The following is a 13,860-nucleotide window of genomic DNA, read 5'->3' on the forward strand; positions in this document are numbered from 1 at the left end:
AATCATGCGTAAGTATTTATCCCTGTTACTGCTGGCCTTTTCCCTGCCTGCGCTGGCACATCCGGGACACGGTGCCGACAGCTTCCATGCTGGTTTTTTCCACCCGCTGACCGGACTTGATCATCTGCTGATGCTCGCCGGTGCGGGCGTGCTCTCCGCGCTGAGCGGCCGCAAGCTGCTGCTGCCTTTTGCCACCCTCGGGATGATGCTTGTCGGTGCCATTGCGGGCAGCCTGCTCGGCGGCTTTAGCGGCATGGAGATGCTGATTATCGCCTCGCTGGGCGTCTGCGGCGTGATGATGTTTAAAACCGAAAATCGTCTGCTGCTGGCGGTGCCTGCCCTGGCGATGTTCCACGGCTGGGCGCACGGGGTGGAGATGTCCGGCCACAGCTTCTGGCTCTTCACCAGCGGCTTTATGCTGGCCAGCGCCACGGTGCTGTGCGCCAGCTTCGCCGCCGGGTTACTGCTGCGCCGCCACGACGGACTGCGTAAAACCTTTGGCGGTGGGCTTATCGTCTCTGCCCTGCTGGCGCTGATGAGCTGATGGAACTCGCCCGCCAGCGGCTGCGTCTGATGCAGCTCTCCAGTAGCAGCCTGCCGGTCGGGTCGTTTACCTGGTCGCAGGGGCTGGAGTGGGCCGTCGAGACAGGCTGGGTTACCGACGCAGAGGCGTTCAAAAACTGGCAAACCCTGCAGATGGAGCAGAGCTTTTTCTGCGTCGACCTGCCGCTTTTTGCCCGGCTCTACCGGGCCTGTGAAGAGGGCGATCTGGCGGCAGCAAAACGCTGGACGTCATACCTGCTCGCCTGTCGGGAAACCCGTGAACTGCGGGAAGAAGAACGCAATCGCGGCGCCGCCTTTACGCGGCTCATCAAAAGCTGGGAGCCGGACTGCCCGCCCCTCTGGCAGCCGCTGTTTATGCAAAGCCAGCTCAGCGGCATGGCGTGGCTTGGCGTGCGTTGGGGTATTAGCGTGCACGAGCTGGCCCTGAGTCTGGGCTACAGCTGGATTGAGAGCGCGGTAATGGCTGGCGTCAAGCTGGTACCGTTTGGGCAACAGGCCGCACAACAGCTGATTATCGAACTCAGCGACCATTTTGCCGCCGGGTTTGAACAGGCATTTTTACGTGACGATGAGGCACTGGGCGCGGCGACGCCGCTTTCCGCCATCGCCTCTGCCCGCCACGAAACACAATATTCACGGTTATTCCGTTCCTGAGGATGCAACATGGCTGATTACAAACATCCCCTGCGCGTTGGCGTGGGCGGCCCGGTCGGTTCGGGCAAAACCGCGCTGCTGGAAGCGCTCTGCAAGGCGATGCGCGACACGTATCATCTGGCGGTAGTGACGAACGATATCTACACCAAAGAGGATCAACGCATTCTGACCGAAGCGGGCGCGCTTGAGCCGGAGCGCATTGTGGGCGTAGAGACGGGCGGCTGTCCGCACACCGCCATTCGCGAAGATGCCTCGATGAACCTGGCCGCGGTGGAAGCGCTCAGCGAGAAGTTCGGCAATCTGGATCTGATCTTCGTCGAAAGCGGCGGCGATAACCTGAGCGCCACCTTCAGCCCGGAGCTGGCGGATCTGACGATCTACGTGATCGACGTCGCCGAAGGGGAGAAGATCCCGCGCAAGGGCGGGCCGGGGATCACCAAATCCGATTTTCTGGTGATCAACAAAACCGATCTCGCGCCGTACGTGGGTGCCTCTCTGGAGGTGATGGCGCGCGACACCAACCGCATGCGTGGCGAGCGTCCGTGGACCTTTACCAACCTGAAGGCGGGTGACGGTCTGGCAACGATTATTGCGTTTCTGGAAGAGAAAGGGATGCTGCGGATCTGAAAAAAGGCCTGGCGCAATGCCAGGCCGTGAGGGTTATTTACAGCTGTTACTGGAAGAACCCTGCTCGCGCCACGCGCCCCACTGGCCGCCGGTTCCCGGGGTTTCCTGACCCGGGTTGACATACCACTGGTTGAACCAAATTTTACCGTTATAGGAGACTTTGGTGCATTTGGTCGGATAAGCGATTTTGGCGTTATAGGCCGGTGCGGCAGGTTTTACCGGCGTGTCATCTTTTTCCGTGGTGTCGTCTTTCGCGGGTACCGCAGGCTTAGTGACCTTAATGGTCATGCTGTCCGTCGCGGTCCGGCCATCTGCGCCGGTTGTGGTCAGCGTGAAGACCGCTTCTCCCTCGCTGTTGGCAGGAATAACGGCATAGGCATGCGCGCTATCCACGCTCTTCACCAGCGTGCCGTTCAGGTTCGCCTCCAGCGAGAAGGTTTCCGCCCCTTTCGTCACGCTCCAGTTATAGGATTTGGCATTCAGGCTCTTGCTGCCATCCAGCGGGTAGGTGCTCACGCCCGTGGTCGGGGAGACCATGGTGTAATCCGCGCCTGCCGCAGCGGTTGGGGCCGGAGCGACAGGGGTGTTACCGTCTTTCAGCGCCATAATACGGGCTACCGCACGCTCCATGTCAGGCTGTGTTCCCACTTTTGCCGAATCCCCGTTCGCCAACGGCGTACCGGTCTCCGCCAGAATCTGACGCATCTGACGCGGTGTCACGGTAATACCGTTGGCTTTGGCGATGCCTGACAGGCTTGCTACCACACCTGCAATAATCGGGTTCGCGGAAGAGGTTCCGGCAAAAGTCGCGGTATAGGAATCGTTAACGCCAGCGTTTTTATACAGATCGCCATAACCGGTGGTCACCACATCCCAGCAGCCCCAGGCAGAGCTGGTGATGCGCGAGCCATAGGAGCTGAACGACGCTTTTTTACCGTCTTTCGCACAAAACGCACCCGCCAGAATAGCCCCGGAGTCCTGAACATGCGTGTCAAAACGCCCCTGGAAGCCTGGACTGTCCATGTTGATATTTCCGTTACCTGCTGCCTCAATAACGTGAACACCTTTGTCGGTCAGTGCCTTAATAATATCGTAATAGGCGGTCTGGGATTCCATTGCGACCCAGCAATCCTTCTGGCAGCCCGCCGGATAACCCCCCGCAACTTGTATCCCGATCTGCACCACATCACCCGCTTTTAACTGGGGGATTAAATTATAGAGGTTATTACTCGCGGAGGCCGCATACCCCATCCGGCTTTTCCAGGCTAAACCGCGAATACCGGTGCCCATATCTTTCGCCGCCATAATCCCCACTGAAGCAGTGTCGTGATCGTGCTTTTCAACATACGTTGTCTTGCCAGAGCTGAGGCTCATCGGCGGTAAATTGACATGGCTGGTATTCCAGGCATCAATCTCCGTCGAAATAATCGTTACCCCTTCACCCGCACTGCCTGCATAGTGATTAACACTGTCGCGGTTGACGCCCCCCATATAGTAACCGGTGCGCTTAATATCCGGCGCTTTGAGATAATCCTGCTTATTGCGGAAATCCGGAACGGCAGCAGACGTTAAATTATCATTCAGTGAGGACTTTAACTGTGGCGTAAGGGCCGTGTCATCCAGCGATACCGGCTCTGCTTCCGGGTACACAAACTCTACGTTCTGATTTTGTTCAAGCTCGGTGATAATATGGTTAATATATGTTTTATCCTGACTTTTATCTTTCGGTAACTCGATGCGCAGATAACGGTCAAAACCATAGCGTTTATTAAGCTCCGTCAATTCAGAGGATTGAGTAGAACTACGCAAGTTAGTCGGACGGAACATATTTGTGGTTGTCAGGGAAGCGTCGCTCAAGGTAATTTTATTGTTTGTGGCTTTTAACAGACCTGTCGTCGGTTTTAGCTTGAGCACAATTGCGGTGTAGGTGGCATTATCCTGTGCAAATTCATTTTGCACCAAAGTTTCAGCCGCAGCAGAGAATGAAATTGCTGCACAAATAAAAAGAGATAAAGCGCTTTTTTTCATGATAATCACGGTTCCTGTGTGAATTGAAATTTTTCCTTTTTCAGTATCACTGACACACGGACCGCGAAGAATAAGAGTGGCCTACTCTAATGAACAGAGTTTTCTCTAAATAATTAAGAAAATTCCATACTGCGTTAATTTATATTTCGCAATGCAACGATACACTTAGATACAAAAAACGTAAAGCTTAATCATTATGAAATAATCAAGAGCCGTCGGCATTAAAAATATTCTCGTTGCTGCTGCGACTTTACCGCAAAATGAATTTTAATAACATTATATCTTGCGAGGTGCTCCAACCGCCGTTGGCCCCGCCATTTCATGAAATGGGTTAATACGACGCATCATTATGGACATTAAAATCGTTATCGCTGAAGAATCCTCGTTAATTCGACGCGGCTTATCCTCCATGATGCAGTCCCTCTCGTTACCCGCCGTTGGCATGGATCAGAGGTGCGTTCTGATCGGTGAGGCAGCGGCCTCCGCTGAACTTCAGTCGCTTCTTGGCCAGCATAATCCGGATATCGCTATACTTGGCTATTCGCTGACAACCAGCCTCAGCCGCCCTCCGCTCGGAGGAATGGACGGGCTGAAGCTCTTGAGATGGCTTAAACAGACCTACCCTGCGCTTAATATTATTCTGCTCTCGCCTTATGCAAACGCCACGCTTATCCGTCAGGCGCTAAAGGAAGGAGTCAGAGCGTACTTATCACGTGATATCAACGAGAAAACCTTAAGCCAGGCGATTACCACGGTCCTGAAAGGCGAGATTTATATCGAAAACCAGCTGGTGAATATGCTTTTCCGTTATGAAAAGACGGACGTGGAGAAACTCTCTCCGCGGGAAATTGACGTGCTGCGCCTGATATGTAAGGGGTTAAATTTGAAGGAGATTGCACAGTTTATGCATTTGAGCATCAAAACGGTCAGCGCACATAAGGTCCGGGCGATGGAAAAGCTGGACGTACAAAACGATTGCCAGCTTTACTCTTTGATCATCAAGAACCAGATGTTTGAGATCGGGATGTAAACGTCTCCCGCCGCTAAGACGGGAGCGTCGATCAAGCTTCCGGCAGCTCTGCCAGCGGCCAGCGTGGGCGTACGGAGACGCTCAGATCCGCCGTTGCGCCAGCGTTCAGGCGCACCATCCCGGCGTAGGCGATCATCGCCCCGTTATCGGTACAGAATTCCGGGCGCGCATAAAACACTTCCCCGCGACGCTTTTGCATCATCTCCGCCAGCTTCGCACGCAGCGTACGGTTAGCGCTGACGCCACCCGCCATCACCAGGCGCTTAAAGCCGGTCTGATCCAGCGCGCGTTTACACTTGATCATCAGCGTATCGACCACCGCATCTTCAAATGCGCGAGCGATGTCCGCACGGGTCTGCTCGCTGTCATCGTTATTGCGGATGGTATTGGCGGCGAAGGTTTTCAGGCCGGAGAAGCTGAAATCCAGCCCCGGACGGTCGGTCATTGGACGCGGGAAGACAAAACGCCCTTCCGTGCCCTGCGAGGCCATTTTCGAGAGCATCGGGCCGCCCGGGTAATCTAAACCCAGCAGCTTAGCGGTTTTGTCGAAGGCTTCTCCGGCAGCGTCATCAATCGACTCGCCCAGCAGCTCATACTTGCCAATACCCGTCACGCTAATCAGCTGGGTATGGCCGCCAGAGACCAGCAGCGCCACAAACGGGAATTCGGGCGGATTCTCTTCCAGCATCGGTGCCAGAAGATGCCCTTCCATATGGTGAACCGGAATGGCAGGAACATCCCACGCGAAAGCCAGGGAACGGCCCACCGTCGCACCGACCAGCAGCGCGCCGACCAGACCCGGGCCTGCCGTGTAGGCGACGGCATCAATATCAGTTGAGTTCAATCCGGCCTCTTTCAGCGCCGCCTGAATCAGGGGAACCGTTTTACGCACGTGGTCACGAGAGGCCAGTTCAGGCACGACGCCGCCGTAGTCAGCATGCAATTTCACCTGACTATACAGTTGGTTGGCAAGAAGCCCTTTTTCGTCGTCGTAAATGGCGATGCCGGTTTCATCGCAGGATGTTTCAATACCCAGTACACGCATGACTTGTTTTACCTCGTTTCAGTACCGCGCAGTGTAGAGCCTGGGCGGGTTGATGTAAAACTTTGTTCGCCCCAGGACATCCGCTCGTGTATACTCTTCCCCCTTATAAAAGTCCCTTTCAAAAACGCGTCGGTGCTTTACAAAGCAGCAGCATTTGCAGTAAAATTCCGCACCATTTTGAAATAAGCTGGCGTTGATGCCAGCGGCAAACCGAATTTATCAAAGGTGAGAGTTACATGCCGGTAATTAAAGTACGTGAAAACGAGCCGTTCGACGTAGCACTGCGTCGCTTCAAACGTTCATGCGAGAAAGCAGGTGTTCTGGCTGAAGTTCGTCGTCGTGAGTTCTATGAAAAACCAACGACTGAACGTAAGCGCGCTAAAGCTTCTGCAGTGAAACGTCACGCGAAGAAACTGGCTCGCGAAAACGCACGCCGTACTCGTCTGTACTAATCCGTTGAGGGCGACAGTCCTCAATTGACAGACAGAGTAATAGTCGTAAGGCCGTGCTTCCGGAAGGAATGCGCGGCTTGTTTTCGTTTATGAGTTGCTAAAAACTTTTGGGGCATATGGCCGGACGAATCCCACGCGTTTTCATCAATGACCTGCTGGCAAGAACCGACATCGTCGATCTTATCGACGCGCGGGTAAAGCTGAAAAAGCAGGGCAAGAACTACCATGCGTGCTGTCCTTTCCATAACGAAAAAACCCCCTCCTTCACCGTCAACGGTGAAAAGCAGTTTTACCATTGCTTCGGCTGTGGCGCACACGGTAATGCCGTCGATTTTTTAATGAACTACGACAAGCTCGAGTTCGTTGAAACCGTCGAAGAGCTGGCGGCGATGCACAACCTTGAAGTGCCGTATGAAGCGGGCAGTGGACCAAGCCAGATAGAGCGCCATCAGCGTCAAACGCTGTATCAACTGATGGATGGCCTGAATTCGTTTTACCAACAGTCTCTTAAGCACTCTGCGGCTGAGCCTGCGCGTCAGTATCTGAACAAGCGCGGACTGAGCGACGATGTCATTGCGCGTTTCGCTATTGGTTACGCCCCGCCCGGCTGGGACAACGTGTTAAAGCGTTTTGGCGGCAATAGCGAAGATCGTAAATCGCTGATCGACGCAGGTATGCTGGTCACCAACGACCAGGGACGAAGCTACGACCGCTTCCGCGAACGGGTGATGTTCCCGATCCGCGACAAGCGTGGCCGGGTGATTGGGTTTGGTGGTCGCGTGCTGGGTGATGCCCTGCCCAAGTACCTCAACTCCCCGGAAACCGACATTTTCCATAAGGGCCGTCAGCTTTACGGCCTTTATGAGGCGCAGCAGGCAAATGCGGAACCTCCGCGCCTTCTCGTCGTCGAAGGGTATATGGATGTCGTTGCGCTGGCGCAGTATGACATCAATTACGCAGTAGCCTCGTTGGGCACGTCCACCACGGCCGATCATATTCAGCTGCTGTTTCGGGTGACCAACAACGTCATCTGCTGCTACGACGGTGACCGCGCAGGGCGCGATGCCGCCTGGCGTGCGCTGGAAACTGCGCTACCTTATATGACCGACGGGCGGCAGTTACGCTTTATGTTCCTGCCCGACGGTGAAGACCCGGATACGCTGGTGCGTAAAGAGGGCAAAGCGGCGTTTGAAGCGCGGATGGAGCAGGCTCAGCCTCTCTCCACGTTCTTGTTTAACAGCCTGATGCCGCAGGTTGATTTAAGTACCCCTGACGGGCGCGCGCAGCTCAGCACGCTGGCGCTGCCGTTAATCAGCCAGGTGCCCGGCGAAACGCTGCGCATCTATCTGCGTCAGGAGTTAGGCAACAAGCTCGGCATTCTGGATGACAGCCAGCTTGAACGTTTAATGCCAAAACAGGCTGAAAACGGCACGGTTCGCCCCGCGCCTCAGCTAAAACGCACAACCATGCGTATACTGATAGGGTTACTGGTCCAAAACCCCGAACTTGCACCGCAAGTGCCATCGCTGGCGGGTTTGAACCACGAAAAATTGCCCGGGCTTGGCTTATTTTCAGAACTGGTCAACACATGTTTGTCTCAGCCAGGTCTGACCACCGGACAACTTTTAGAACATTATCGCGGCACAAAAGAGGCCGCTACCCTTGAAAAATTGTCGATGTGGGACGATATAGCAGATAAGGACATTGCAGAAAAAACGTTCACCGACTCACTCAACCATATGTTTGATTCGATGCTCGAGCTGCGCCAGGAAGAGTTGATTGCTCGCGAGCGCACACACGGTTTGAGCAGCGAAGAACGCCGGGAGCTCTGGATGATAAACCAGGAACTGGCGAAGAAATAAGCAAAAAGACAAAAGTATTTAACGGCTTAAGTGCCGAATATCGATCGGGAAGCCCCCGGCAGCCGCACTGAGAGGCAGCGGCAAAAATATAAGTACGCCCTCGCTTTAAAGGTTGGCAAACCATCGCCGACACCAATCAAACGAATTAAGTGTGGATACCGTCTTATGGAGCAAAACCCGCAGTCACAGCTGAAACTTCTTGTCCAACGTGGTAAGGAGCAAGGCTATCTGACCTATGCCGAGGTCAATGACCATCTGCCGGAAGATATCGTCGATTCAGATCAAATCGAAGACATCATCCAAATGATCAATGACATGGGCATTCAGGTGATGGAAGAAGCACCGGATGCCGATGATCTGTTGCTGGCTGAAACCTCCAACAACACTGACGAAGATGCGGAAGAAGCTGCTGCACAGGTACTGTCCAGCGTGGAATCTGAAATCGGGCGTACCACTGACCCGGTCCGCATGTACATGCGCGAAATGGGTACCGTTGAACTGTTGACCCGCGAAGGCGAAATTGACATCGCAAAACGCATCGAAGACGGGATCAACCAGGTTCAGTGCTCTGTTGCTGAGTACCCGGAAGCGATCACCTATCTGCTGGAGCAGTACGATCGCGTTGAAGCGGAAGAAGCGCGTCTGTCCGATCTGATCACCGGTTTTGTCGACCCGAACGCTGAAGAAGATATGGCGCCAACCGCCACTCACGTCGGTTCTGAACTGTCTCAGGAAGAGATGGATGACGACGAAGACGAAGATGAAGAAGAGAGCGACGACGACAGCGCCGATGATGACAACAGCATCGACCCGGAACTGGCACGTGAGAAGTTCGCCGAGCTGCGTACCCAGTACGAAGTGACGCGTGACACCATCAAAGCCAAAGGTCGCAGTCACGCTGCTGCCCAGGAAGAGATCCTGAAACTGTCTGAAGTCTTCAAACAGTTCCGCCTGGTGCCAAAACAGTTCGACTACCTGGTGAACAGCATGCGCGTGATGATGGATCGCGTACGTACCCAGGAACGCATCATCATGAAGCTGTGCGTTGAGCAGTGCAAAATGCCGAAGAAGAACTTCATCACCCTCTTCACCGGCAACGAAACCAGCGAAACCTGGTTCAACGCGGCTATCGCGATGAACAAACCGTGGTCTGAAAAACTGCACGACGTGAAAGAAGACGTGCATCGCGGTCTGCAGAAGCTGCAGCAAATTGAAGAAGAGACCGGCCTGACCATCGAGCAGGTTAAAGACATCAACCGTCGTATGTCCATCGGTGAAGCGAAAGCCCGCCGTGCGAAGAAAGAGATGGTTGAAGCAAACTTACGTCTGGTTATCTCTATCGCCAAGAAATACACCAACCGCGGTCTGCAGTTCCTGGATCTGATTCAGGAAGGCAACATCGGTCTGATGAAAGCGGTAGATAAGTTTGAATACCGTCGTGGTTACAAGTTCTCCACCTATGCGACCTGGTGGATCCGTCAGGCAATTACCCGCTCTATCGCGGATCAGGCGCGCACCATCCGTATTCCGGTGCATATGATTGAGACCATCAACAAGCTCAACCGTATTTCCCGCCAGATGCTGCAGGAGATGGGTCGCGAGCCGACGCCGGAAGAGCTGGCTGAACGCATGCTGATGCCGGAAGACAAGATCCGTAAAGTGCTGAAGATCGCCAAAGAGCCAATCTCCATGGAAACACCAATCGGTGATGATGAAGATTCGCATCTGGGTGATTTCATCGAGGATACCACCCTCGAGCTGCCGCTGGACTCTGCCACCACCGAGAGCCTGCGTGCTGCCACGCACGACGTTCTGGCTGGCCTGACCGCCCGTGAAGCGAAAGTACTGCGTATGCGTTTCGGTATTGATATGAACACCGACCACACGCTGGAAGAAGTGGGTAAACAGTTTGACGTTACCCGCGAACGTATCCGTCAGATCGAAGCGAAGGCGCTGCGTAAACTGCGCCATCCGAGCCGCTCTGAAGTGCTGCGTAGCTTCCTGGACGATTAATCCAGGTAAACAGCAAAAAGCTCCCAATCGGGAGCTTTTTTTTTGTTTATTCCCTCTCCCTGTGAGAGAGGGCCAGGACGAGGCATCAGGCCGCAGAGGCCCCTAAAGCCCCCGCACCACCAGCGCCTCGTCGAGCTCCCTGTAAGCTTCCACCAGTTTATCCAGCGTTGCCCTGTTAAGTCCGCTCGGGTTTGGCAGCACCCATACCTGCGTCACGCCGATGGTGATGGCCTGTTTACCCCATTTCACCCCGCGCTGGCTGAACGCCTGCTCATAGGCCTGTTTCCCCAGAATCGCCAGCGCGGCAGGCTGGTAGTCTTCGATCTTCTTAATCAGTTCCCGCCCGCCAGTGCGCAGCTCATGCAGGTTGACTTCGCTCGCCTGCACGGTTGGTCGCTCCACCAGCATGGTGATCCCGCAGCGCGTATCCAGCAGATGCTGCTCCTCTTCAGGCTTGAGTAACCGGTCGGTAAACCCGGCCTGGTAGATCACTTTCCAGAAGCGGTTCCCCGGATGAGCAAAGTGAAAACCGGTATGCGCCGAGGATTTACCGGGGTTGATCCCGCAGAACACCACCCGTAGCCCCGGGGCCAGAATATCGTTGATCATATTTACTCCCGATTGATACATCATCATGGAAGTATAAAGGATTGATTATGCGTTGTTTATAAAAACAGCAGGCGGGTGTGAATGGCTGGATTGCTGCGGGGAGTTACATTATAATCCACCGCCACGGCCCCTTAGCTCAGTGGTTAGAGCAGGCGACTCATAATCGCTTGGTCGCTGGTTCAAGTCCAGCAGGGGCCACCAAATTTTAGCTTTAGAATCATATAATTAAGCCACTCTAGCGAGTGGCTTTTTTGTTTATGGTTTCATCGTTGGCAGCAAAATGGCAGCAGGAAATAAGCTGCCACCAATAAAAAACCCGCCGAAGCGGGTTAGTTTGTCAAAAATTCATGTGCCCCTGACCACCGTTTAAAGGGTGCGGAGGCACATGATCGACCTGTCCGGGTGTTACGATAAAGCGCACTACGGTTTCATGAGTAACAAAAGTGGTTCCACAGTTAATGTTTTGGCACTGGCAATAACGCTCTTTCGTATTATCTGATACACGAAAGCTACTGCGAGTATGTGCCGCGTGTCCGCATTTCGGACAATTCATCATATCCGTTTCTCCCCAAGTCATTACCCGCAATCCCACAATGATACACGAACATCTATTTTGTGAACATTATCATTCCATTTCTAAATCATCTATCTTTACCTCAAGCTCCAGAGTCGTAGTGAAACCATTATCTGCACTGACACTATGCGTCAGCGTGGTAATGGTCCATTCGGCATCATCAATGGGCTGTTTAAAGCCGCTCACCTTCACCGGCATTTCGGTATATAGATCAGCCCTTCCCTCTGCGAGCTGCAGGGAGAATGTTGCAACCCCGCGCTGCAGGCGCTCCCACTGCATCTTTGCCGCTCGCTCTGCATTGCTGCGGTTTGCATAAGTTCTGTTGAGTACCAGCACGTTTTCATCCGTTCCAACGAGGTAATCCCCCTGTTTTGCTTCCGGCTCCTTTGCCGCAGTGGTTTTCTTTCGACGGCGCTTAACCTTTGCCGTCTCTTTTTTCTTTGGCTCACGGGTATGGAGCCAGCTGGCGATTACCCCCGTATAGGCATCGCGATCAGCCAGGGTAAAACGATGACCATCACCGGCCTGGCGGGTTATGGTGATAACCGGCAGCGGCTTACCGCTTGCCGTTCTGCCCTGCCCCTGACGGATAAACAAGAGATTGCCGTCCTTAACGGAGGCTATCGCCCCATACTGCCGCGCCAGCTTCATCAAAAAGCTGGCGTCGCTTTCATTAGTCTGGTCAAGATGATCGACAGGCTTGTCCAACAGGTCCTTTCCCAGCGCCATCTTTAATTTATGCCTGCCCGCGATTTCCTTCACGACTTCGCCCACCGTTGTCTGGTGCCAGGACTTTTCACGCCGCGTATTAAGGGATTCACGGAAATCTGCACTACGCGCGCGAATTGTGAGACGGTCAGGCGCGCCGCTATGCTCAATCTCATCGACAGTAAAGGCCCCTTTCGGAAAAAGCGGCTGACCTTTCCACCCCAGCGCAAACTGAATTATGGCCCCCCGACGCGGCAGAACGATTTGCCCGTCCGAGTCGTCCAGTTCCAGATCAAGCTGGTCCGCTTCAAAGCCCCGGTTATCCGTCAGCGTCAGACTCATCAGGCGCGCATCCAGCACGGTAGTCACATCTTTACCTTCAATGGTGATGCTGAAACCGGGGGTTTTGCTGTTCAGGTTCAGGAGATCAGAGCTGAAATTCACTGCAGTAACCCCCCAACCGTATTTTTCATACTGCCTATCGCAGAGGTGGCGGAGTCCTGCAAATTACTGAGCTGATCGCTGAGGCTGCCAAACATATCAGACAGCGATTCATCCACCCTTTTCAGGCTCAGCGAAAATTCGATGCGCCGGGGCATACCGCTCTCAAAAAATTCTGTTTTTGTCTGGCTCAGACTCTCGATCACAAACATGCCGTAAATCGTCCCGCTCCCCTCAATCAGAGGCCAGGCTTTCCCCAGCTCCGCCATCTGCTCCAGCGCCAGCAAAGACAGCCTGCCGCCGGTTATCTCCGGCAGCAGGACGCCGGACAGAGTAAGCGAATCGTTATCCGGCCCAAGAAACTGCGTTGACGGGCGCCGGTTAACCCGGCTGTTTGCTGCGTGCCGCCAGCTGCGCTGATACTGCAGCTCCTGATAGGGCACGGTTCGCAGCATGAATACGTACAACCCCAGCACCATCATCATTATTCGTAACCCCCTCGATCACTGAAATTACTGCGTGTTTTTGCCCTGGCCCTGCGCTCACGCTCATCAAGCTGCCGGGCCACCTCGCGGGCGATATCCTGCGCGCTTTGCCCTGGCTGGGCGACAATATGAATTGGCGCGCTTATCTCGTACTTAATTACCTGCGGCTGTCTCTCTTCCTTCGGCGACGGCGCCGGTTGCGTCCTGACAGGCACACTGTACGGATGAAGTGGTGCGGCTTCTGCCGGGGCAGCCGCCAGGCCCATTACCCCAGTGACCACGGAAGCGAACACCTTCTGGCGCATAGCCATCGGGTCAGCCCTGTTATCCGTGATTTCCGCAAGGGCCGGTGCTGGCATGACAGCTGCAGCGATATCAGCCAGCTCCGCAGCACGATCCCGACCGGGACGATTTACCGGGGCGTTAACAATCTCAGGCGGCAGCATCAACCTGCTTTCAGGCCGTTTCTCCGGGCTGGCTGTTACATCACGAACCGGGCTTACCGTTGCCGCCAGTTTCACCAGCTCAGTAGTACGATTGATTACCGGAAGATTTGCCGGACCGTTCACACTATCAGGCGGCAGAACTACCGCGCGTTCAGGATATTGTTTAGCGCTGGCCGGTTCCGTCCGGGAAGGATTGAGCGTTGCCGCCACCCTCGCCAGATCAGCAGTCCGTTTCCTGCCGGTGACATTGGCGGGCCCGTTTACGATCTCTGGGCCATTCTCACCCACGATGCCGAACTGGCCGCGCGGAATGGTACCGCCG

13 protein-coding genes, 1 tRNA gene and 1 pseudogene are annotated in these 13,860 nt (G+C 54.5%); 8 read left to right on the plus strand and 7 right to left on the minus strand.

The genetic code is table 11. The features are described from left to right. Positions 1–4: 4 nt before the first annotated feature. From AX755_RS03950 to ureG, 3 genes are read left to right on the plus strand one after another with little or no spacing between them, the layout of a single operon-like run. The gene (locus AX755_RS03950; RefSeq protein ID WP_062856330.1) at positions 5–544 is read left to right on the plus strand and encodes a HupE/UreJ family protein; all 540 of its coding nucleotides are present in this window, start codon (positions 5–7) and stop codon (positions 542–544) included. After that, on the plus strand, positions 544–1,218 hold the full coding sequence (locus tag AX755_RS03955; protein ID WP_062856331.1) for an urease accessory protein UreF: 675 nt from the start codon (positions 544–546) through the stop codon (positions 1,216–1,218). The genes AX755_RS03950 and AX755_RS03955 overlap by 1 nt, the downstream gene beginning before the upstream one ends. A gap of 9 nt (positions 1,219–1,227) precedes the next feature. After that, on the plus strand, positions 1,228–1,845 hold the full coding sequence (ureG, locus tag AX755_RS03960; RefSeq protein ID WP_013098772.1) for an urease accessory protein UreG: 618 nt from the start codon (positions 1,228–1,230) through the stop codon (positions 1,843–1,845). 33 nt (positions 1,846–1,878) lie between these two features. Here ureG and AX755_RS03965 read toward each other — a convergent pair whose 3' ends face one another. Continuing rightward, complete coding sequence (locus AX755_RS03965; RefSeq protein ID WP_224085131.1) at positions 1,879–3,804, minus strand: S8 family peptidase; 1,926 nt, start codon at positions 3,802–3,804, stop codon at positions 1,879–1,881. 418 nt (positions 3,805–4,222) lie between these two features. Between AX755_RS03965 and AX755_RS03970 the strand changes: the two genes are divergently transcribed. Next, entirely contained in the window at positions 4,223–4,903 is a 681-nt protein-coding gene (locus tag AX755_RS03970) for a LuxR C-terminal-related transcriptional regulator (protein WP_062856333.1), read from the plus strand. Positions 4,904–4,934: 31 nt separating this feature from the next. On the opposite strand, the gene tsaD is transcribed toward AX755_RS03970, so the two are convergent. Then, positions 4,935–5,948: a tRNA (adenosine(37)-N6)-threonylcarbamoyltransferase complex transferase subunit TsaD gene (gene tsaD / locus AX755_RS03975; RefSeq protein ID WP_013098775.1), complete on the minus strand. Its 1,014-nt coding sequence runs from the start codon at positions 5,946–5,948 to the stop codon at positions 4,935–4,937. Between the two features lie 236 nt (positions 5,949–6,184). Between tsaD and rpsU the strand changes: the two genes are divergently transcribed. The 3 genes from rpsU (at position 6,185) to rpoD (ending at position 10,275) form a co-directional block, all read left to right on the plus strand. Further along, complete coding sequence (gene rpsU, locus AX755_RS03980; RefSeq protein WP_001144069.1) at positions 6,185–6,400, plus strand: 30S ribosomal protein S21; 216 nt, start codon at positions 6,185–6,187, stop codon at positions 6,398–6,400. A 116-nt stretch (positions 6,401–6,516) separates the two neighbouring features. Then, a complete protein-coding gene (gene dnaG, locus AX755_RS03985) occupies positions 6,517–8,262 on the plus strand; it encodes a DNA primase (protein ID WP_014833324.1) in 1,746 nt (581 codons plus the stop codon). 165 nt (positions 8,263–8,427) lie between these two features. Next, positions 8,428–10,275, plus strand: a complete 1,848-nt coding sequence (gene rpoD / locus AX755_RS03990) for an RNA polymerase sigma factor RpoD (RefSeq protein ID WP_013098777.1) — start codon at positions 8,428–8,430, stop codon at positions 10,273–10,275. 102 nt (positions 10,276–10,377) lie between these two features. On the opposite strand, the gene mug is transcribed toward rpoD, so the two are convergent. Then, a complete protein-coding gene (mug, locus tag AX755_RS03995) occupies positions 10,378–10,884 on the minus strand; it encodes a G/U mismatch-specific DNA glycosylase (RefSeq protein ID WP_020689452.1) in 507 nt (168 codons plus the stop codon). Between the two features lie 125 nt (positions 10,885–11,009). Here mug and AX755_RS04000 point away from each other — a divergent pair. Beyond that, positions 11,010–11,085: transfer RNA gene (locus AX755_RS04000), tRNA-Ile, on the plus strand. A gap of 136 nt (positions 11,086–11,221) precedes the next feature. On the opposite strand, the gene AX755_RS24250 is transcribed toward AX755_RS04000, so the two are convergent. The 4 genes and pseudogenes from AX755_RS24250 to AX755_RS25695 all read right to left on the minus strand — a co-directional run. After that, a complete protein-coding gene (locus AX755_RS24250; protein ID WP_042863286.1) occupies positions 11,222–11,440 on the minus strand; it encodes a DNA-binding transcriptional regulator in 219 nt (72 codons plus the stop codon). A gap of 69 nt (positions 11,441–11,509) precedes the next feature. Continuing rightward, on the minus strand, positions 11,510–12,610 hold the full coding sequence (locus AX755_RS04005; protein ID WP_032634567.1) for a phage late control D family protein: 1,101 nt from the start codon (positions 12,608–12,610) through the stop codon (positions 11,510–11,512). Beyond that, the gene (locus AX755_RS04010; RefSeq protein ID WP_017384021.1) at positions 12,607–13,092 is read right to left on the minus strand and encodes a phage tail protein; all 486 of its coding nucleotides are present in this window, start codon (positions 13,090–13,092) and stop codon (positions 12,607–12,609) included. Before AX755_RS04010 ends, AX755_RS04005 begins: the two co-directional genes overlap by 4 nt. Next, positions 13,092–13,860 (minus strand): annotated as a pseudogene (locus AX755_RS25695) (phage tail tape measure protein); the annotation flags it as partial. The gene AX755_RS04010 and the pseudogene AX755_RS25695, both read right to left, overlap by 1 nt.

Source organism: Enterobacter sp. SENG-6 (genome assembly GCF_001605945.1).
Taxonomy (GTDB): Bacteria; Pseudomonadota; Gammaproteobacteria; order Enterobacterales; family Enterobacteriaceae; genus Enterobacter; species Enterobacter cloacae.

Coding starts and splice junctions, on each gene's coding strand:
- AX755_RS03970 (WP_062856333.1), top strand. CDS start 4,223: ATGGACATTAAAATCGTTATCGCTGAAGAATCCTCGTTAATTCGACGC.
- tsaD (WP_013098775.1), bottom strand. CDS start 5,948: ATGCGTGTACTGGGTATTGAAACATCCTGCGATGAAACCGGCATCGCC.
- AX755_RS24250 (WP_042863286.1), bottom strand. CDS start 11,440: ATGATGAATTGTCCGAAATGCGGACACGCGGCACATACTCGCAGTAGC.
- ureG (WP_013098772.1), top strand. CDS start 1,228: ATGGCTGATTACAAACATCCCCTGCGCGTTGGCGTGGGCGGCCCGGTC.
- rpsU (WP_001144069.1), top strand. CDS start 6,185: ATGCCGGTAATTAAAGTACGTGAAAACGAGCCGTTCGACGTAGCACTG.
- mug (WP_020689452.1), bottom strand. CDS start 10,884: ATGATCAACGATATTCTGGCCCCGGGGCTACGGGTGGTGTTCTGCGGG.
- AX755_RS03950 (WP_062856330.1), top strand. CDS start 5: ATGCGTAAGTATTTATCCCTGTTACTGCTGGCCTTTTCCCTGCCTGCG.
- rpoD (WP_013098777.1), top strand. CDS start 8,428: ATGGAGCAAAACCCGCAGTCACAGCTGAAACTTCTTGTCCAACGTGGT.
- AX755_RS04010 (WP_017384021.1), bottom strand. CDS start 13,092: ATGATGATGGTGCTGGGGTTGTACGTATTCATGCTGCGAACCGTGCCC.
- AX755_RS03955 (WP_062856331.1), top strand. CDS start 544: ATGGAACTCGCCCGCCAGCGGCTGCGTCTGATGCAGCTCTCCAGTAGC.
- dnaG (WP_014833324.1), top strand. CDS start 6,517: ATGGCCGGACGAATCCCACGCGTTTTCATCAATGACCTGCTGGCAAGA.